Source organism: Enterococcus infantis (assembly GCF_049166715.1).
GTDB classification, from domain to species: Bacteria; Bacillota; Bacilli; order Lactobacillales; family Enterococcaceae; genus Enterococcus_C; species Enterococcus_C leclercqii.
On sequence record NZ_JBMHFB010000002.1, the window covers coordinates 290750 to 309005 of the forward strand.

General features: G+C 44.2%; 19 protein-coding genes and 1 pseudogene. 14 read left to right on the plus strand and 6 right to left on the minus strand.

Annotated features, from left to right (window positions below; translation table 11 throughout):
* The first annotated feature begins 93 nt into the window (after nt 1-93).
* The 4 genes from ACOMA8_RS03915 to ACOMA8_RS03930 all read left to right on the plus strand — a co-directional run bounded on the left by ACOMA8_RS03915 (nt 94) and on the right by ACOMA8_RS03930 (nt 3870).
* On the plus strand, nt 94-1041 hold the full coding sequence (locus ACOMA8_RS03915; RefSeq protein WP_421368688.1) for a PTS sugar transporter subunit IIB: 948 nt from the start codon (nt 94-96) through the stop codon (nt 1039-1041).
* A 110-nt stretch (nt 1042-1151) separates the two neighbouring features.
* Nucleotides 1152-1709, plus strand: a complete 558-nt coding sequence (locus ACOMA8_RS03920; protein ID WP_421368691.1) for a GNAT family N-acetyltransferase — start codon at nt 1152-1154, stop codon at nt 1707-1709.
* 137 nt (nt 1710-1846) lie between these two features.
* On the plus strand, nt 1847-2980 hold the full coding sequence (locus ACOMA8_RS03925) for a C45 family autoproteolytic acyltransferase/hydrolase (RefSeq protein WP_421368694.1): 1134 nt from the start codon (nt 1847-1849) through the stop codon (nt 2978-2980).
* Between the two features lie 14 nt (nt 2981-2994).
* Nucleotides 2995-3870, plus strand: a complete 876-nt coding sequence (locus tag ACOMA8_RS03930) for an AraC family transcriptional regulator (protein ID WP_421368697.1) — start codon at nt 2995-2997, stop codon at nt 3868-3870.
* 159 nt (nt 3871-4029) lie between these two features.
* Here the strand turns inward: ACOMA8_RS03930 and ACOMA8_RS03935 are convergent, their stop codons facing one another.
* The 4 genes from ACOMA8_RS03935 to ACOMA8_RS03950 are packed head-to-tail and all read right to left on the minus strand — an operon-like array spanning nt 4030 to nt 6560.
* Nucleotides 4030-4293 (minus strand): metal-sensitive transcriptional regulator, encoded by a 264-nt coding sequence (locus ACOMA8_RS03935; RefSeq protein ID WP_161899919.1) that lies wholly within the window; start codon nt 4291-4293, stop codon nt 4030-4032.
* The gene (locus ACOMA8_RS03940; RefSeq protein ID WP_421368699.1) at nt 4290-4589 is read right to left on the minus strand and encodes a rhodanese-like domain-containing protein; all 300 of its coding nucleotides are present in this window, start codon (nt 4587-4589) and stop codon (nt 4290-4292) included. Before ACOMA8_RS03940 ends, ACOMA8_RS03935 begins: the two co-directional genes overlap by 4 nt.
* Nucleotides 4582-6243 carry an FAD-dependent oxidoreductase gene (locus ACOMA8_RS03945; RefSeq protein WP_421368701.1) on the minus strand — a complete coding sequence of 554 codons (1662 nt, stop codon included), beginning with the start codon at nt 6241-6243 and terminating at the stop codon, nt 4582-4584. Before ACOMA8_RS03945 ends, ACOMA8_RS03940 begins: the two co-directional genes overlap by 8 nt.
* Nucleotides 6244-6245: 2 nt before the next feature.
* Nucleotides 6246-6560, minus strand: coding sequence for a rhodanese-like domain-containing protein (locus tag ACOMA8_RS03950; protein WP_421368703.1), 315 nt, complete (start codon nt 6558-6560; stop codon nt 6246-6248).
* A 215-nt stretch (nt 6561-6775) separates the two neighbouring features.
* Between ACOMA8_RS03950 and ACOMA8_RS03955 the strand changes: the two genes are divergently transcribed.
* The 9 genes from ACOMA8_RS03955 (at nt 6776) to ACOMA8_RS03995 (ending at nt 15354) form a co-directional block, all read left to right on the plus strand.
* Complete coding sequence (locus ACOMA8_RS03955; RefSeq protein ID WP_421368705.1) at nt 6776-7453, plus strand: HAD family hydrolase; 678 nt, start codon at nt 6776-6778, stop codon at nt 7451-7453.
* Nucleotides 7454-7766: 313 nt separating this feature from the next.
* The gene (locus ACOMA8_RS03960; RefSeq protein WP_161900035.1) at nt 7767-8099 is read left to right on the plus strand and encodes a PadR family transcriptional regulator; all 333 of its coding nucleotides are present in this window, start codon (nt 7767-7769) and stop codon (nt 8097-8099) included.
* On the plus strand, nt 8096-8941 hold the full coding sequence (locus ACOMA8_RS03965) for a DUF1129 domain-containing protein (protein ID WP_421368707.1): 846 nt from the start codon (nt 8096-8098) through the stop codon (nt 8939-8941). The genes ACOMA8_RS03960 and ACOMA8_RS03965 overlap by 4 nt, the downstream gene beginning before the upstream one ends.
* 197 nt (nt 8942-9138) lie before the next feature.
* Nucleotides 9139-11049 (plus strand): heavy metal translocating P-type ATPase, encoded by a 1911-nt coding sequence (locus ACOMA8_RS03970; RefSeq protein WP_421368709.1) that lies wholly within the window; start codon nt 9139-9141, stop codon nt 11047-11049.
* Between the two features lie 173 nt (nt 11050-11222).
* On the plus strand, nt 11223-11450 hold the full coding sequence (locus tag ACOMA8_RS03975; RefSeq protein ID WP_161899912.1) for a heavy-metal-associated domain-containing protein: 228 nt from the start codon (nt 11223-11225) through the stop codon (nt 11448-11450).
* Between the two features lie 69 nt (nt 11451-11519).
* Complete coding sequence (locus ACOMA8_RS03980; RefSeq protein ID WP_421368712.1) at nt 11520-12059, plus strand: ferritin-like domain-containing protein; 540 nt, start codon at nt 11520-11522, stop codon at nt 12057-12059.
* Between the two features lie 102 nt (nt 12060-12161).
* A complete protein-coding gene (locus ACOMA8_RS03985; protein ID WP_421368714.1) occupies nt 12162-12854 on the plus strand; it encodes a Crp/Fnr family transcriptional regulator in 693 nt (230 codons plus the stop codon).
* Nucleotides 12855-13381: 527 nt separating this feature from the next.
* Entirely contained in the window at nt 13382-14392 is a 1011-nt protein-coding gene (gap, locus tag ACOMA8_RS03990) for a type I glyceraldehyde-3-phosphate dehydrogenase (RefSeq protein WP_421368715.1), read from the plus strand.
* A gap of 305 nt (nt 14393-14697) precedes the next feature.
* Nucleotides 14698-15354 carry an MIP/aquaporin family protein gene (locus ACOMA8_RS03995; protein WP_421368717.1) on the plus strand — a complete coding sequence of 219 codons (657 nt, stop codon included), beginning with the start codon at nt 14698-14700 and terminating at the stop codon, nt 15352-15354.
* A 193-nt stretch (nt 15355-15547) separates the two neighbouring features.
* Here ACOMA8_RS03995 and ACOMA8_RS04000 read toward each other — a convergent pair.
* Nucleotides 15548-16948, minus strand: a pseudogene (locus ACOMA8_RS04000) (flotillin family protein); the annotation flags it as partial.
* A gap of 41 nt (nt 16949-16989) precedes the next feature.
* Nucleotides 16990-17412: a hypothetical protein gene (locus ACOMA8_RS04005; RefSeq protein ID WP_161899909.1), complete on the minus strand. Its 423-nt coding sequence runs from the start codon at nt 17410-17412 to the stop codon at nt 16990-16992.
* Between the two features lie 390 nt (nt 17413-17802).
* Between ACOMA8_RS04005 and ACOMA8_RS04010 the strand changes: the two genes are divergently transcribed.
* Nucleotides 17803-18141 (plus strand): zinc ribbon domain-containing protein YjdM, encoded by a 339-nt coding sequence (locus tag ACOMA8_RS04010; protein WP_421368720.1) that lies wholly within the window; start codon nt 17803-17805, stop codon nt 18139-18141.
* Nucleotides 18142-18256: the final 115 nt, after the last annotated feature.

Below are 18256 nucleotides of genomic sequence, written 5' to 3' on the forward strand. Positions count from 1 at the left end.
TAACTACAATATTCTGACCTCGGCAAAGGATTTATAGCGCGCTTTTCACCTTCCGGTAGTTCCGGTAACAAGTAAGAAGAGAGATGAAGCCTTGTGTTTATTTATGTAGGATGTGCCGGTGGTGGGACATCCAGTATGTTCTGCCAGCGAATGGTCAAAGAAATTCAGCAGCATGACGAAAATTTGCGGGCGGCTTTTGCCGATGTCCAAAGCATTGCCAAACATGCGGCAGCTTACAGTGGTGCCTATGATTTGGTCTTTGCGTATGGTGGTGCCGGTGAAATTCGTGAGTATACAGCCTTTGAATTTGGCAATCTCTTTGATGTCGTCTATATTGCGCCGCAAGTCAGATTTATGACACCGGCACTTCGACAGCTGTTAGCCCCTTATCCGACTTTGGTAAGAGACATTCCGATGCGGATTTTTGGCAATATGGAGGCTTCTAAAGCGTATCCCCAGCTTTTGGATGAACTGATTATTTTAGATGAAGAACGAGCCGCTCAATCGGGCTATAAAAAGGCCTCTAAAGGTCGGGACAAGAATATGGAACTGCTCATTTTAGGTCAGGCTTCGACTAGTCGTCTAATGGGGGAGTTTTCCGATTATTTGAGTCGTTGGGATATTCGAACGATAAAGCAGCGCTTCTCGATTCCTGTCTTGTATCAGGAGCCGGAAGCAGATTTTGATTTACGACTTTTGTTTGGTCGGCAAGAAGAGTTGACCGAAGATTTGCCAAAAATCGCTCGGCGCATCGATGGCGTGGTTTTGTTTCCGGGAATCAATGGGCTTTCACCGACAATCAGCCAGTGGCTAAAAGCCTATCACATTCCAATCTTCATAGCAGATTTAGAGGTTTTAGGGGAAAGCAATCCGGAACCACAGTTTGATGACTGGTTGACATTTTTGTTGGAAGTTCAAGTCCACACTGAATACCGCAGTGAGATTCAAGTGGCGGCATTAGAAGTTCCACCAATGCCTAAGAGCAAGAGCTTTCTGGGGATTTTTTCATGGGAAGTCGCTGAAAAGGCCGCAAAGAAATAATCTTTTGACAGACCCAAGTTTTCTGAACGCTAAAAGAAACAGCGATTGGATAATATTTTAGAAAAGTTGTCTGGGTATTTTATTATTTTGACTAAAAAAGGAGAAGGATAATGGCCTCATTGGTATCTGAGCGACTGTTGATTCGATCGTTTCGTAAAACAGATTGGCAGGATCTTTACGAAATGTTGTCTGACGAAGAGGTAGTGAAGTATGAGCCCTACCCAGTCCAAACCAAAAAGCAATGTAAACAAGCGGCTTGTTTGCGGGAATCATCAGCAGAGTTTTATGCTGTTTGCTTGAAAACTACCGGCAAACTAATTGGCAATGTCTACCTAGCTCCGCAGAGTCATCAAAACTGGGAACTGGGCTATGTGTTTAACCGCACCTATCAGAAAAAAGGATATGGAACTGAAGCGGTTCAGATATTGTTGAGATGGGTCTTTTCTGAAGAAAAAGCGCAGCGGGTGTTTGCAGAGTGCAACCCTGAGAACATAGCCTCTTGGCGTCTTCTAGAGCGCAGCGGGTTTTATCGGGAAGGACACTTGCGAAAAAATATCTACTTTTTCTTTGATGATGCAGGGACCCCCCTTTGGCAGGATACTTTCATATATGGCCTGCTAAAAGAAGATTGGCTCACCTGGGAGCAAATCATTGCTGACGAGATTTGATGGGTTTAAGCTGCTGGGAAAAACGACTCGATAATTTACGAAAACCGCAGAAAATATCATGTAGTCGGCGTTGTCCCTTGTTAAACTGATAGTAAGATAAGGTATGAATTATTCTATCAGAAGGAGGGAAAGACAGCATGGAACGGCTAACTACCTATACGATGGATCTAGCAGGAAGCAGCTATGAAATTGGTTACCAATATGGCAAGCAAATTAGTAAAATACCGTCACTTTTGGCATTGCAAACCAAAAAACGACCAAACTTCAGTCGACAAGAGACAAAAGAGGCGATTGCACTTTTTAATCGCTGGTGTCCTGGTTTAAATGAAGAATTAACCGGTTGTGCAGATGCGCTACAGATACCTTCAGAGAATTTACTTTTTTACAGCATGACATATTTGATTCCCCGATGTAGCCAGATTGCGGTTTTACCAAAAATCAGTGAGAACGGACTACCCCTTTTAGCCCGAAACTATGAGTTTAGTCACCGGACTGAAGATTTCTGCTTGATCAAGACAGCGGTGAATGGGCGCTATACACATATGGGCACCAGTGTTCTTCATTTTGGGCGCGATGACGGTTTCAACGAGCAGGGACTGGCGGTCACCATGAGCTCTTGTGGGTTTCCCGTGGGGGCCGATAGCTATATGCGTGGGCCAAAGTTAAAAGGGCTGCAGTTTTGGGCAGTGATTCGGGGAGTATTGGAAAACTGTCGAAATGTCACGGAAGCGTTAGACTATTTAGAAGAAATGCCTATTGCCTACAACCTTAACTTGATGCTTGTGGACAAATCAGGTCAGGCAGCATTGTTTGAAACGTTGGATGGGAACCGAGAAGTAAAAATTATTGATGCATCTTCTGAGCAGCAGGTGCTCTTTGCTACAAATCATGCAGTCCTGCCGAAACTTAGTCGCATTGAACCACAGCGGATGCAACATTCAGATGTCAGGTACCAATTTATTGAAGCACAGTTGACGGGGCAAATGAATATCTCTTGCAGCAAACTAGAAGAAATGCTGTTGGCAAAATATCCCGACGGTCTTTGTTGTCCCTTCTTCGATGAATTTTTTGGAACAACCAAAAGTATGATTTTTTCACCGGCAGAAGGGATAGTTCAACTTCTTTGGGGTGGTGAAGCTGCAAATGGTTGGCGGCGTTACGATATTGGTCAGCCGCTAGAAACAGCAATTGGAAAAATTAAGATTTACCCGCAAAAAGCCCCTCGGGGAACCTTTGACTGGCAACAATCGTCAGCGCCTCATGTTGGATAAAAGGGGGAAGAGGAATGGATTACCGCCGAGCATTGGAACAAGCAATCAGCTACATTGAGAACCATTTGACTGAAGCAATTACAGTGGAAGAAGTCGCACAGGCGGCGGGCTATTCCTACTATCATTTGACGCGCCAGTTTTCTGCAATCCTGGGGGAAAGTGTGGGGAGCTATATCAAAAAAAGGCGCTTAGCTGAGGCTGCCCAAAAATTGTTGCACAGTCAAGACAAGGTAATTACGATTGCACTGACCGCCGGTTTTGAATCAGCCGAAGCCTTCAGTCGCGCTTTTAAGCAAGTTTATCAAGCGAGTCCCCGAGACTATCGGAAGAATCAACTGTCGACTTTTGTGGGTGCTAAGGAAAGACTGGACAACGGCTTGTTGGATCACCTAACAGCTAATGTGACTGTTCGTCCCAGAATTGTGGAGCTGGCATCAATCAGAGTTGCGGGACTCAGAGGAGAAACTACATTGAAGGACAATCGTCTGCGTCAGCTTTGGGATCGAGCCAACGCCTGTTATACACAGATTCCTCATCGTGTTTTTAATGGGCGAGGATTCGGCATCTGTGAAGCTTGCCATGAAAATACTCTATATACTATGCATGAAGACGTATTGTTTACTGAAGTCGCCGGGGTAGAAGTGACTTCTTTTGAAGGGTTGCCGGCAGAATTTGTTGCAAAGGTTATTCCTAGTGGCCGCTATGCCGTTTTTACTCACCGAGGAACGTTGCGGATGTTACCCAAAACCTTTGAGTATATTTGGGGGACTTGGTTTTTGACAACAGACGAGAAGTTGGCAGATAAAGAGGATTTTGAAGTTTATGATCAACGTTTTCTAGGGTATGACCATCCGGAAAGTGAAGTTGATTTATACATTCCATTACAGTAAGTTCGGAAAGTAAGTTCGGAAACCTAGACTTGAAAAAAGGCACAATCTCGGAAACGAACACTCTTTATCTGCCACATGTTGAATACTGACAGTGGTGCAAAATCTGTGCCATTTTCAGACGAAAGATCCACTATCACGGTCCTTAAATGATTGAAACGATTATTTTTTGATGATCATTTGAATCGCTTGCTGGATTTTTTCTTCTTGATTCGCGGCGTCTTTGTCAGGATGCTCGAGACAGCTTTTTAAGTTTTCCGCGACGATAATCCCCATGATTCGATCCACGCTGGAGCGAACCGCACTCAACTGAGTAATGACATCACTACAGTCTTGTTCAGCTTCAATCATTTTTTGGATCCCCCGCAGTTGACCTTCTGTTCGTTTTAAGCGATTTAGGATAGATTTTTCACAGGCCTTTGTCATTGGCTGATTGCTCCTTTCCAGTCGTTCATGCCACCAGCGATATTAGTGACTTGGAAACCTGCTTGCGAGAGGTACTCACAGGCGCTGGCGGAACGATTACCAGAGCGACAAATGAGATAATAGCGAGTCGCAGGATCTAAGCTTGACACAGTGGCTCCAAGCTCACTTAATGGCAGATTCTGAGCTTTGGGAACATGCCCTTCAGCAAACTCGTAAGCTTCTCGTACATCCAAAAGTGCGAGTGTTTCAGTCTGTAACTTTTGCTTTAGTTCGGTTGTTGAGATTGTATTATACATGATTGATTTCCTCCGGTTTAACGGTGCTGTACAATGAAAAGCCGCCGTCGAGATTTTTGACATGGAAGCCAGCTTGTTTCAAGATTCGTTCGGCCAGATAACTGCGTAGCCCACTGTGACAAGTGACGATATATTCTTGGTCAATTGCAAGTTCACTAAGGCGACAACGCAGGTCGTGCAGGGGAATGTGGTGGACGGCTCTTTGAAAGCGACCGCCTTCTGCTAATTCTTGGGGGGTTCGTACATCTAACAAGATGGCCCCTTGATCCAACGCTTCGTTTAATTGGTGCCATTGGACATTTTGACTGAGACCCTCTACTAAGTTCATCGCAGCATAACCCAACATGTTCACGGGATCTTTTGCCGAGCCAAAAGGTGGGGCATAGGTGAATTCTAATTCCGGCAGATCAAAAATGGTGAGACCGCCTTTAATGGCAGTCGCAAGAACATCAATGCGTTTGTCTACCCCTTTTTTTCCTATCCCTTGTGCACCCAAAATCTTTCCGTTGGCCGGATTAAACACCAGCTTCAAAGTTAGTTGCGACGCCCCAGGATAATAACCGGCATGGTCTTTTCCAGAAACATGGATTGCTGCTGGCTGCAAGCCGGCAGCTACGGCATTGCGCTCGCTAAGACCCGTAGAGGCCGCAGTCAGATCAAAAACCCGCAAAATTGCTGTCCCGATACTGCCTTGATTTTTTCGGGGTATTCCGGCTAATACATCGGCGACTTCCCGTCCTTGTCGATTTGCCGGGGAAGCTAGTGAAATCAAGGCATCTTCACCGGTAATTTGTTGTTTGACCACGATGGCGTCTCCGACAGCGTAGACGTCTGGGGCACTGGTCTGATAGTTTTCATCCACTAAAATCCCTCCGCGCAAGCCTAGTTTGAGACCAGCTTTTTGGGCAAGGGAAGTTTCCGGTTGAACGCCGACAGACAATATTGTCAAATCGCTGGCAAGATAACTGCCATCTTCTAAACGAATCTGTTTGCCAGCTTCTTCAAAAGCCGCCGCCGATTGCCCGGTAATGACCCGGATTCCTTTTGCTAGAAGTTCTCTTTCAACAAAGGCTGCCATTTCTTCATCTAGCGGGGGCAAAAGTTGCGGTGCTTTTTCTATGATTGACACTGCCAAGCCTCGTTTGGCAAGATTTTCCGCCATTTCCAGACCGATAAATCCCGCACCAATGACCACCGCTTGTTGGACCTGGTCTTTTTCAAGGGGGGCCATAATCCGGTCAAGATCTGGCAGATTTCGCAGAACAAAGACGTTTTCAGCGGCTGCAAGACCAGCAATTGGCGGGACAAAAGGTTTGGCGCCGGGAGACAACAGCAATTGATCATAGCTTTCTTGATAAAGCTGTTCTCCGTGTTGTACCGTAATTTCTTTCTTTTGGGTGTCGATAGCTACCACTTCTTGCTCCGGTCGGACATCTAAACCAAAACGTGCACGCAGGCTTGCCGGTGTCTGAACTAACAGGTCGTCTCTTTCAGTGATTTCACCGGAGACATAGTAGGGCAATCCACAGTTTGCAAAAGAAACGTAAGGGCCTTTTTCAAAGATGATGATTTCAGTATCCTCAGACAGGCGCCGCAAGCGAGTAGCTGCCGACATTCCGCCAGCCACACCACCGATAATTATTACTTTTTTCATACTTATTTGCCTCCTCTCACAGGACCTTGCCATGCGTTCATGCCTCCTCGGACATTTACAGCGTCTATTCCTTTTTTACGCAGGATAGCGACTGCTTTTTTGCTGCGCATCCCCGATTGACAAATCACATAGATGGGTTCAGTAGTTTTAGCAAAAAAACGTTCTACCCGTTCCAATGGGAGATTTTCAGCTTGGAGAATATGCCCTCCCCGGTATTCTGCTGAACTGCGCACATCCAGTAGATGGACGGTGCTGCGAAGCTTTTCTTGTAATTGCGACACAGAGATACTCGGTGTCTTCTTGAATAACGTCAACATTGGTGCCACTCCTTTTTATATACCTATACGGGTATATTTAAACCGATAATTTCAACAACGTCAATCTTTTTGTTTTTCCACAAGACACAAAAATATTTGAGACTGTGGCAGATTGTTATTGATACCCATATAGGTATAGTAGGGTGAGATCTGATTTGCCAAGGAACCTTTTTTTAGGCACAATAGAGTAAGAATAAGCCAAGAAGGATGTGTCTATGATGATAAAAGGTGTGCTGTTTGATTTTAATGGGACCATGTTCCAAGATTCGCCCTTCAATGAAGAAGCGTGGCTGACGTTTGCTGAAAAAGAAGCCCATAAGCAACTGACTCGCGATGAGTTTGACCAAAATGTCCACGGAAAAAATAATCGTCTAGTGCTGGAGTATCTGTTTGAGCGCCCCTTCACAAAGGAAGAGGCCATCGAGTGGGGGGAGAAAAAAGAAGCTATCTACCGCGAGCTAGTCCGCAGTCACCCTGATGCAGCCCATTTAACAGCGGGGCTTCCGGAATTTTTGGATGATTTAAAACAAAAGCAGGTGCCTTTCAACATTGCTACCGCCGCTGGTAAAGGCAATGTAGATTTTTATTTCGAAGCTTTTGATCTAGGTCGCTGGTTCGACTATGAAAAAGTAATCTATGATAATGGCGAGATGAAGAGCAAACCCGCCCCGGATTTCTATTTGCAATCGGCAGAGAAAATTGGTCTAAAACCTTCAGAATGTGTGGTTTTTGAAGATTCCGTCTCCGGCATCAAAGCCGCCCATAATGCGGCTGCTAAAAAAATCTTTGCCATTACCACTGATGGTAATGGTGCGATGTTGTCTTATTTGGGAAATGTTGATGCAGTGATTGATGATTTTACTGATCCGCGGGTCAGAAACTTGTTTGCATAAGAAAAGATAAGGCTGTATTTCAACCGACGATTTCATTTTCGTCGGTTTTTTTTGTGCTGGCTTTGGCAAGACAGCAGCGGTCTTTGAAACTGTGTGTAAGAAATTCCGAGAAGAAAGGAGTAAAAAATGACTAGTATGCTTTACAAACTAGCTGCGTCGGTGTATAGTGTGGTTGTTCCAGTAGTATGTAAAACAAACTAGTTAAGAGTTAAATTGACGAGCTTGAAGGGAGCCTATCAAGCAGAAGGTTCCAGCAGTGAAGCTACAAGAAGGTTTGTTTGACAGAAAAGACGAAAATAAAGGAGGGCTGACATTGAAAGAGACCCAAATGCTCAAAGGAGTCCTAGAAGGCTGTGTCTTAACACTGATTCAACAGGGCAATGGGACTATTTATGGCTATGAATTGGTTCAACAGTTGAAGGCAGCTGGATTTACAACTATTGTGGGAGGAACCATTTACCCATTATTGCAAAAGCTGGAAAAAAATGGGCAAATTGCTGGTGTCATGAAAAAATCACCAGAAGGACCAGATCGCAAATATTTTACCCTGACAGCTTCCGGAGAGGCGGCATTGGCAGACTTTACTCAACAGTGGCGTCAATTGGAGCAGAAAGTCAATCTTTTGATCGGAGTTGAAAAACTATGAAAAAGACCCGCAAACTTGCAGCAATTTATCGCGAGAAACTGAATCAGCTGGAAGACCAGTTGACCCCTACAAATAAGGACTATTTTGATGATTTGCGAATGTACATGTCTTTTGGCGGACTACTCGTAGATGAAGGAGAACTGAACGCACAATTGTATCAGATGGCGACAGATTTAATAGCGGCACAAGCAGACGGGATAACTGCTGTCGATTTTTTTGGAAATGATCCGAAAGGGCTAGCAGATTCTCTTTTGGCCAACACCACCAAAGCCGACATAAAAACTAAGCTATCTCTGGTAGGAAGCGTGGTGGGTGTTTTGTGGCTAATCAACCTAATCAGTGATTTTAGCAGTAGTGGTGTGATGAAGATTTCTCTTCCCCAGTACCTCCTCAGTGGTCTATTGGGAGTGTTGGGGGTGGCAGGAATTTTTGGGCTTCTTAAATGGGGAATCTTCAAACGTCAAAAGAAAGACAACAAGTTAGTCTTTTTCGGAATTTTTCTGATTTTGCTGCTAGTTGTCGGTGGACAACTGGCAGCAGGAATGCTGTTAGTAGATGACGGTCTAATTGAAATTTTCTACCCCGCAGATTTAATCTTATTGAGTATCCTGCTGATAGCATTGACCGTTTGGCTGATTAAAGCAGGTGATCCCGCCTTTTATCCGATGACGATGGTCTTGTACGTATTCGCACTTATCGGAGTGGTACGGCGCTTGAACGTGGCTCAGCTACTCACTGGGATGTTTTGGGAAAAGTGGTTTTCTGTGATAGCCCTAGTGCTTGCAGGAGTAGCCTACATCATTTGGACTTGGATTCAGGGGAAAAAGCTAGAAAAAAGTTGAATAACCGACGAGTCAAGAGATGACAGCAATTTTGCTGTTGTCTCTTTTTTTCTTGATAGCTGTCAATTCTTTCTGTGAAGCCGTGGGGTAAACTGAGCTTGTCTTTAAGAAGTATGAAGTCGTCTTGTCTGGAAAATCCGATAAGAAGAAAGTTGCTGGTGAGACGACTCGTACACATTTGCTAGGAGGAAAAAAACATGAAAACGCAACGAATCATATTGCAGCACAAAAATCAGATTGCAATCGCAAGTGGCATCTTAATCGCTGCAGCTTTTGCAGCAAAATGGCTTGCTCATTGGCAATTAGGTTGGCAAGTAGCGATGGTCACAGCTTCAATTATAGGTTTTCTACCTATCGCAATTCAAGCGTACCAAGCATTGCGGGTAAAAGTCGTCTCCATCGAACTTTTGGTAACAATCGCAGTATTGGGAGCCTTTGTTATCGGTGAATACAATGAGTCAGCAATCGTGACCTTTTTATTTTTATTTGGCGCGCTGCTGGAGCAAAAGACATTAGAAAAAACCCGCTCTGCCATCAGCCAGTTGACGAAAATGGCTCCGGCTTCAGCCTTACTTTTAGATGAAGCAGGAACCATTGAAAAGGTGGATATCGACGAGGTAGTTGCAGGTGATTTGCTATTGGTGAAGACTGGCGCACAAGTGCCGGTGGATGGTGTAATTAGCGAAGGGCGAGGTCATTTGAATGAAGCCAGTGTTACCGGCGAAGCACAAATGGCTGCTAAAAGTGTCGGTGACAAAGTGTTTGCAGGAACTATTCTAGAAAACGGTACATTAAAAGTCACAGCTGAAAAGGTGGGGGAGGATACAACTTTTGGCAAGATTATTGAGTTGGTAGAAGAAGCACAAGATGCTAAGTCTAACGCTGAAGGAGTGATTGATAAATTTGCCAAATATTATACGCCAGCAGTCTTGCTCCTAGCCTTAGTCGTCGGTGTTGTTACGCAAGATTTGCGGTTGGCCATCACGATCTTGGTGTTGGGGTGTCCCGGTGCGCTAGTGATAGGTGTGCCTGTTTCCAGTGTAGCAGGAATTGGCAATGGCGCTAAAAACGGGATTTTGATTAAAGGCGGGCAGGTGTTGAATACTTTCAGCCAAGTTGATACTTTTGTGTTTGATAAAACCGGCACCTTAACAGAAGGAAAACCCACTGTGGCGGTAGTTAGAAGTTATAATCATTCATTAAGCGAAGAGGAACTCCTGATGCTGACTGCTGCAGTAGAACGAGAGAGCGATCATCCCTTGGGACAAGCCATTACTAGATATGCAGCTTTGGAAAACTATCCTGCAGTGACAGAGACAAAAGTGATCAAAGGACAAGGTCTCATGGCAAGCGTGGCTGGATATCAGCTATTAGTAGGTAACGAAAAATTATTGCAAGCTGGCAATGTACAGCTTTCTGCTGCTTTGCAAAAGGAGCTGTCGCAATTACAAAGAGAAGGGAATTCTACTGTACTAATTGCAGTAGATGGGCAGCTGGCGTTATTGATTGGGATTAAAGATCAAATTCGCAAAGAAGCAGCGTCAACGTTGCAACAGTTACGCAAAATGGGTGCCAAACAGCTGGTCATGCTGACTGGTGATAATCAGGCAGCTGCAGATCTTGTAGGTCAGCAGTTGGCATTGAACACAGTAAAAGGCGGCCTTTTGCCAGAGGAAAAATCAGCCTATGTTCGTCAGTTGCAGGCTTCTGGGCACAAAGTCGCATTTGTTGGTGATGGGGTAAACGATAGTCCATCCATTGCTTTGGCAGATATTGGCATCGCCATGGGAAATGGGACAGATGTCGCTGTAGAGACTTCCGACATCGTCTTGATGCAATCAAATTTTGCTAATTTGGTTCAAGGCTATGGCCTCACGAAAAAGACAGTGGCGAATATGAAGGAAAACATTGCCATTGCAGTTGGAACTGTGTTGTTTTTACTAATCGGTTTAGTGGCTGGCTATATCTACATGGCTAGTGGCATGCTGGTCCATGAGTTGAGTATTTTAGTAGTGGTAATTAATGGCATGCGTCTTCTCGGCTACCGAACTAAACATGACCAAGTGACTGTCTCAGAGAAAGACTTGACAGCTAGTTTATTAGAGTAAATCTTTTTATAAAACTTGATTGCTATCAATTTTTTTCTTAAAAAAAGCAACTAGACTGGAAATGTAAGAAAGCTTCGTAGTTGTCAAAAGTATTGTGATTTTTAAGCAAATCAGTTAAGCAAAATAAAAGCTGCCAATAGTTATATGGCAGATGAAAGGAAGAGAAAATCATCATGGAAAAAGTTATTCTGCAATTAGGCGCACTCACTTGTCCAAGCTGTATGCAAAAAATTGAGGCTGGTGTGGCCAGTCAGCCGGGAGTGAAAAATGTCAAAGTATTGTTCAACGCTAGTAAAGTCAAGGCAGAGATTGATTCAGCAGCTACCAGTGGTGAACAGCTGAAAACCGTCATTGAAAAGTTGGGTTATGATGTCCAATCAGTCAAAGTTAAAGAGTTGTAACAATTAAAAACAACAAACATGAAAAATGAGCAACTACAATTAGAGTTATACAAGAAAGAAGAGAGCCTTATGACAGTCGCAGAAGAAAAATACCAAGCGGAATTAGTAAAATCAGAACGGGATCATCACACCCCAACCGCTGGGGCTATGACTGGTCACATTATCAGTAATTTGATGATTCAACAGCACAAATTGCGCCAGATCATCTATTATGCCAAGGGAGTTGAGGGTAATTTCATCACCCAACACTTTCCAAAGGTTTTAGTAGAAGAAAGCAAGTTGTTTGACCAATTGAATCAGCTGATGTTAGATGAAGGGGAAGTTGTCCCCACTACTTCAATGGAATTTACGCAATACAGTATGTTGGAAGAAAATGGGCAACTGAAGTATGAAGCAGCAGATACCTTGATTTTGTCTACAGTCAAAGATTTTGCAACCCAAAATCTGTTTATCACCCGGGGAATCGCCTTGGCAGAAAAAGAGGAAAAATATGCCTTAGCTACTTTTTTGAAGGAGCTTTACGGTTGGATCAAACATCAGATTTTTTGTTTACAGAGTTATTTAGGTAATGAAGTGACTGAAGGACTGGAAGAAGAGGATGACGACTAAGGCTGACTGCAAAAGTTTCTTGCTGATGAAATAAGGCCGAACAACTGTTTTTTAACAGCTCGCACTGTGAGAGAATACAATATCGGAGAGGTCGTGAAAACCGTGCCACATTCAACCGAAAATTTGGAAACTACCACCTCGCATCAACACCTGTGTGTGACCTTGGTACCGTTATTCAATCATTTGGATACTGCTGACCAAGAGAAGATTAATCAGTTGGTACATCATCGACATTTTTCAAAAGGGGAACAGGTTTTGACCCCGGATGGTGAGCCTCAGCTTGTAATTGTGGCGCGGGGAAATCTCAAAGTTTATCAGCTTTCAGCAGCTGGTCGGGAACAATTGTTACGAGTGGTGTCACCTGGTGGCTATGAAGGGGAGAGTCAGCTTTTCGGAGCTTCAAATAACGATTTGTTTGCTGAAGCACTACAACCAACTGAAGTCTGTCTCTTGAAACAAGCAGATTTTCAACGTTTACTTTTGAATTATCCGCAGCTGAGCTTGAAGTTACTGGAATTAACTGCCAATAAGATGACTGCAGTGGAACAACAGACTCAATTCCTGCTGATGGAAAAAGTCGAGGAAAGACTAGCCAAGTACCTGACAGATTTACAGGTAGCCGTGGGCAGTCTTGAGCTTACAATTCCCATGAAGATGAAGGAGTTGGCGGCTTACTTGGGTACAACGCCAGAAACCTTGTCACGAAAGTTCAAGCTATTGGAAGAAAAAAAGCTGATTCGTCGTAAAAGTAGCAACGTCACTATCTTGGATGTGGAGGGGTTGGAGGAGTTGTAGGCGGAAAAGCTAAAACAAGTGCTGATTGTTCGGCTGGGAAGTCTTTCAACCGTCAAAAATAAAAGAATGGCTGGCTCAGAGCAAGGAACCTGCTTGCCTGAGCATTTTTTGGATAACAAGGCTGTGATATTCCCTCTTTTAAGCAGCAAGTGGCGGAGGATATGGCATCACCTAAGCAAACAACTAGATGCTAGTTGCTGGCAAATAGTTATAACAATCCTTGTGTTAAAGTCCGGAGAAGGAGCATTTCCGCATGAATAAGAAAAAAAGTGAATTATGCTGATTACCCTTGAGAAAATCAAGGAGGTTCTTCATTAGAGCTCACTTTTGGTATGTTGCTCGTTTTGGGGACAAGGTTGTTGTCGCAGCTTTTTTCCCAGTCCTATGTGGTTGGCGCGACTGTTAAGTTGAAAAGCGGCAGTCCGAGCCCAATCTTTTGACAAACCCGCGTTTTCGATAGAAAATCATAAGTGAACCACGCTGTAAGTTTATCTGATTTTCGTAGTGAAAAAAGGAGGAAGCAACACATGACAGTAAAAGTAGGTATTAATGGTTTTGGACGTATCGGTCGTTTGGCTTTCCGTCGAATCAAAGAAGTTTCTGATGATATTGAAGTAGTCGCAATCAACGATTTGACTAGTCCAGTGATGTTGGCACAACTGCTGCAATTCGATTCCACTCATGGCACTTATCCTGGAACAGTAACTGCGACAGAAGATTCTATCGTAGTTGATGGGGAAACAACTCGTGTTTATGCTGAACCGGATGCCAGCAAGATTCCTTGGGTGAAAGAAAACGGTGTGGATATCGTTTTGGAATGTACGGGTTTTTACACTTCTGAAGAAAAAGCCAAAGCCCATTTGGATGCCGGCGTTAAACGCGTTGTTATTTCAGCTCCAGCTGGTGCAATGAAGACCATCGTTTACAACGTCAACGATGATACTCTGACACCAGATGACAAGATCATCTCTGCCGGTTCTTGTACAACAAACTGTTTGGCACCGATGGCTTATTTCTTGAATAACGAATTCGGTATCAAAGTTGGGACAATGACCACAGTTCATGCGTATACTTCTACACAAATGCTGTTGGACGGCCCAGTACGCGGTGGCAATCTGCGGGCAGCCCGCTCAGCAGCCGACAATACTATTCCACATTCTACTGGTGCAGCCAAAGCAATCGGTTTGGTTATTCCTGAATTGAATGGCAAACTGCAAGGTCATGCACAACGGGTGCCAGTAGTAGATGGGTCATTGACTGAATTGGTAACTATCTTGGATCGTCAAGTAACTGCTGATGAAGTCAACGAAGCAATGAAAAAACACACCATCGACAACCCATCATTTGGTTACGACGATCGTCAAATCGTTTCCGGTGATGTAATTGGTACGACACAAGGTTCAATTTTTGACCCAACACAAACTGAAGTGACCTCAGCTGGTGAATTCCAACTGGTAAAAACTGTTGCTTGGTATGACAACGAATACGGCTTTACTTGCCAAATGATTCGTTTGTTGGAAAAATTTGCTAACTTGTAAGTCGATAGGTATTTGAAGCGGTAGCGCCCATCAGCGCTGCCGCTTTTTTAAGTAGCAAAGAAACAGTTTTGAAATGGATGGAAAGTGAGGGGATATCTTTCTTCTGCTTTTTTGACAGAGAAATTAATGGCTGTCAGACAAGCGGGCTTTTTTTCGACCCTTTTTTCAGAGGGTTAGGATGATCAGGAAAAGTCAGATTCACCCGATTATTTTCAGAAATTTTCTGCTGTCCGAGACGTTAAAACAGTGAAACGAGGCGCTGCGTGCTATAATTTTTCTATAAACAAGGAAAGGAGGAGTATAAGATGAGAAAATATATTGCAGAATTTATGGGAACGCTCTTATTGGTCTTTTTAGGAACTGGGACAGTCGTAATTGCTAAAGGAGATACCTTGGCGATTGGTTTGGCCTTTGGTTTGGCAATCACCATCATGGCAATTGCGGTAGGAGGTGTCTCTGGTGGGAATTTCAACCCAGCCGTGACATTAGCGATGGTGCTCAACAAACGTTTGGCATTAAAAGATGCTGTGGGTTACTGGATTTCACAATTTCTAGGAGCGACAGTTGCTGCGGCACTGATCCGCTACTTTGGCAGTATGTTGGGCTTGGCTAAAGATGCGATGGGACAAACTGATTTCACCAATATCAGTGCGTTGGATGCTTTCATCGTTGAAGTAGTAATCACCTTTATCTTTGTTTTCGTAATCTTGATGTCCACCAGTGCCAAATATGGTAACGGCAATTTAGCACCGTTTTCTATTGGGTTGGTTTTGGGCTTCTTGATTATCGTGGCATTGAATCTCACCGGCGGTTCATTGAATCCGGCCCGTAGTTTTGGTCCGGCAATCTTTGCTGGCGGCGATGCGTTGAAACATTATCCGGTCTATCTATTTGCGCCATTGGTAGGGTCAGCATTGGCCTCAGTTCTCGCAAAAGTGACTGGTTCAGAAGATCCGGCTTAATTAATGAAATAAAAAACACCGTCGACCTGAAAAAGGCGACGGTGTTTTTTTGCAATCGGTTTGCCGGCGTAACTTAAATATCGTATTTGGTGCCCCGCTTTGCAGGTTCTTGATCGGGGGCAGTTTTTGCAGCCGGTGCTTTTGGTGCAGCATGACGAGGTTCAACGGCTGCTTCCGATTTTACAGTAGGAGTTTTTGGTGTAGCAGAAGTTGGCAGGGTTTCTTTTTCCTCCAATGCGGCTACTAGTTCTCGGTTGCCGCTGCGAGTGGACATGGAATCATTGATTAAAGAGACGAGATCCAGTCCAGTTGTTTCTTTGATTGTGTCAAAGGTTCGAGCCAAACCAGCTTGGCCCATTTCAGGCAGTCCGTCGCCAGAGCCGAAGCTGACCACTTTGTCGATGTTGGACAGTGGTGCGTTGACTTCTTTGGCGATTTCCGGCAGAACTTTGATGAATTCCATCAAAATCCCCGCTTCGTTGAGCTTGGTAAGGGCGATGGCCATCTTTTCGCGACTTTCGGCTTCGGCTTGACCGATTTTGGCGATCTTTTCAGCGTCAGCAGCCCCCAGTTTCTCGATCCGTTCAGCTTCCGCATGGGCAGCCAGGCGAACTTTTTCGGCTTCGGCTTCCGCATGGGCGATTTCACGAGCTTTGTCAGCCAGGGCATTTTGTTCTACAACGTACTTATCAGCTTCAGCCTTTTTGCGAAGAGTGGCAGTCAATTCTTTTTCTGCCAATTCCGCTTGTTTGGCTTGGATTTCGATGTTCTTATCTTGCTCGATGAGGTTGACCTTCATTTTTTCTGCCACTGCGATTTGTTCCGCTTGGGCTTGGGCAACTTCTTGCTCTTGTTGATACTGGGCTTGTTTTAAGGCCATATCTTTGTTGGCTTCCGCAATTTCTGTCTTACGGCGAATTTCTTCGTGCTGAGCCAACTGTTCGTTTTCTGCTTGCTTAATCCGAGTTTCACGCAAGGCATTGGATTCGGCGACTTCTGCATTTTTCTTCACTTCGGCAATCTGTGGTCGACCTAATGCATCCAAGTAACCATTGGGATCAGATACGTCTTTGATGGTGAAAGAAACGATTTCCAGCCCCATTTTTTTCAAGTCAGTAGAAGCTACGTTTTGGACTTGTTCGGCAAAGTCATCTCGGTTTTTATAGATGGCTTCGACGGTCATCGTTCCGAGAATCGCCCGCAAGTGACCTTCCAATACTTCTTTTGCTTCGTCTTCTAATTCATCCGTGGATTTGCCCAGGTATTGTTCGGCGGCTGTTTTGATAGCTTCAGTCGAGTTGCCGACTTTCACCAAGACAGTCGCAGAAGCCTTGATGGGAACTCCTTGCTCGGTATAAACTTCTGGCGTGCCAATCTCTAACTTGTGGGTCAGCAAGCTCAGTTTGTGGGCTTTTTGGATGATGGGGATCACGAAAGTCCCGCTGTTTTTCAAAATCTTGATGCCCTCTTTCCCCAGAAGAGAACCAGTGACGATTAGTGCTTCGTCGGGTTTTCCGATGCGGTAGCGGACCATCAAAAAGACCAATAGCGCTACGATCAGGATGATAATCAACAAAATTGGATTTAAAATCATTTCTTCCTCACTCCTTCTTTTCTCTAACTGAAAAGCCAAAGCTAATCAGCGATAAAACTCTTGCTTTGCACAACCAAAGCGATGCCCCGCTCATCAAAATCAATGATCAGGACCTTGGTACCAACCGGGAGCAGCAGCCCGTTTTGGGCGTCTGCTTCGTTGTACAAACGGGCTGGATGAACCGACCGTGCCTCACCAGAACCAACTTCCATCACTTCACCAAGAGCAGTGCCGTGGATTTTTTCGGTCAACTCACCCAGTAAATAGTCGTCACTTGCTGGGACGTTGCTCGTGTTTTTGTCGGTAAGGCGGTTGTACAACAACATAAAAGGTGCCAGCAACAGGCTGAACAATAGGTAAACGACGGTAGCCAAAAGTAGGACCAATAAAAGCCAAACCAGCAGTTGACCAAAAGACGGCAACCAAGCGATTTGACTATTGATCCATTCGATAAGATTTCCCATGGAATATACACCTCGTTTTTTCAAAAATCTCCCCGTAGTTAAAAAAACTCAGAGGAATCTTTTTTGCGCCTGTAACAGTTTCCCGTTATGTTTAACAATATGATAGGACAACTATGACGGCGCTTCAAGTAAAATCTGACGGGAATTTATAGAAAATGGTCTGATTTAATGAATCCCTAATTTTTGTCATTGAAAGCCTTTCACGGAAAAATGATTTATAATATAGGAAGCATCTTTTTTCTTCAGCTTTTTACTTCTTTTCGATGGAAGTTTAAAGAAAGTGCCAAAGCTGACGAAAGTGGTGGAAAGGGGAAACCAGCTTTTCAGGGAGACTTTTTTCAGATACAATGGGAACTGTCATAAAAAAATAAACAAAAAGGAATGAAGTAGATGTCACAATTACCAAACTGCCCCCAATGCGGCTCAGAATACACTTACGAGGATCGCGGGTTGTTCGTTTGTCCCGAATGTGGTCACGAGTGGAGTGAGGCGCAGTCAGCTGAACAAGAGAGCGGCCTGGTAGTCAAAGATGCCAATGGAAATCTGTTGCAAGATGGCGACAGCGTGACGGTTATCAAAGATCTGAAGGTCAAAGGTGCGTCAGGTCCCATCAAACAAGGAACAAAAGTAAAAAACATTCGATTGGTAGAAAGCGATCACAACATTGATTGCAAGATCGACGGCTTTGGTGCGATGTCTTTAAAATCGGAATTTGTTAAGAAAAACTGATTTCACAAAAAGTTCATCTTCCAATTGTAAACTGACAGTAACGGATCACTGGAAAAAGTTTATGCTAGTTTTGAAATAGCGAAAGTTTACAAAAACTTTTACCTGCTGATTCGCC

Bases quoted from the DNA above. Each gene is read 5' to 3' on its own strand.
- ACOMA8_RS03955 (WP_421368705.1), top strand. From the start codon at position 6,776: ATGATGATAAAAGGTGTGCTGTTTGATTTTAATGGGACCATGTTCCAA.
- ACOMA8_RS04010 (WP_421368720.1), top strand. From the start codon at position 17,803: ATGTCACAATTACCAAACTGCCCCCAATGCGGCTCAGAATACACTTAC.
- ACOMA8_RS03940 (WP_421368699.1), bottom strand. From the start codon at position 4,589: ATGTATAATACAATCTCAACAACCGAACTAAAGCAAAAGTTACAGACT.
- ACOMA8_RS03925 (WP_421368694.1), top strand. From the start codon at position 1,847: ATGGAACGGCTAACTACCTATACGATGGATCTAGCAGGAAGCAGCTAT.
- ACOMA8_RS03920 (WP_421368691.1), top strand. From the start codon at position 1,152: ATGGCCTCATTGGTATCTGAGCGACTGTTGATTCGATCGTTTCGTAAA.
- gap (WP_421368715.1), top strand. From the start codon at position 13,382: ATGACAGTAAAAGTAGGTATTAATGGTTTTGGACGTATCGGTCGTTTG.
- ACOMA8_RS04005 (WP_161899909.1), bottom strand. From the start codon at position 17,412: ATGGGAAATCTTATCGAATGGATCAATAGTCAAATCGCTTGGTTGCCG.
- ACOMA8_RS03935 (WP_161899919.1), bottom strand. From the start codon at position 4,293: ATGACAAAGGCCTGTGAAAAATCTATCCTAAATCGCTTAAAACGAACA.
- ACOMA8_RS03970 (WP_421368709.1), top strand. From the start codon at position 9,139: ATGAAAACGCAACGAATCATATTGCAGCACAAAAATCAGATTGCAATC.
- ACOMA8_RS03980 (WP_421368712.1), top strand. From the start codon at position 11,520: ATGACAGTCGCAGAAGAAAAATACCAAGCGGAATTAGTAAAATCAGAA.
- ACOMA8_RS03995 (WP_421368717.1), top strand. From the start codon at position 14,698: ATGAGAAAATATATTGCAGAATTTATGGGAACGCTCTTATTGGTCTTT.
- ACOMA8_RS03965 (WP_421368707.1), top strand. From the start codon at position 8,096: ATGAAAAAGACCCGCAAACTTGCAGCAATTTATCGCGAGAAACTGAAT.
- ACOMA8_RS03930 (WP_421368697.1), top strand. From the start codon at position 2,995: ATGGATTACCGCCGAGCATTGGAACAAGCAATCAGCTACATTGAGAAC.
- ACOMA8_RS03945 (WP_421368701.1), bottom strand. From the start codon at position 6,243: ATGAAAAAAGTAATAATTATCGGTGGTGTGGCTGGCGGAATGTCGGCA.
- ACOMA8_RS03975 (WP_161899912.1), top strand. From the start codon at position 11,223: ATGGAAAAAGTTATTCTGCAATTAGGCGCACTCACTTGTCCAAGCTGT.
- ACOMA8_RS03950 (WP_421368703.1), bottom strand. From the start codon at position 6,560: ATGTTGACGTTATTCAAGAAGACACCGAGTATCTCTGTGTCGCAATTA.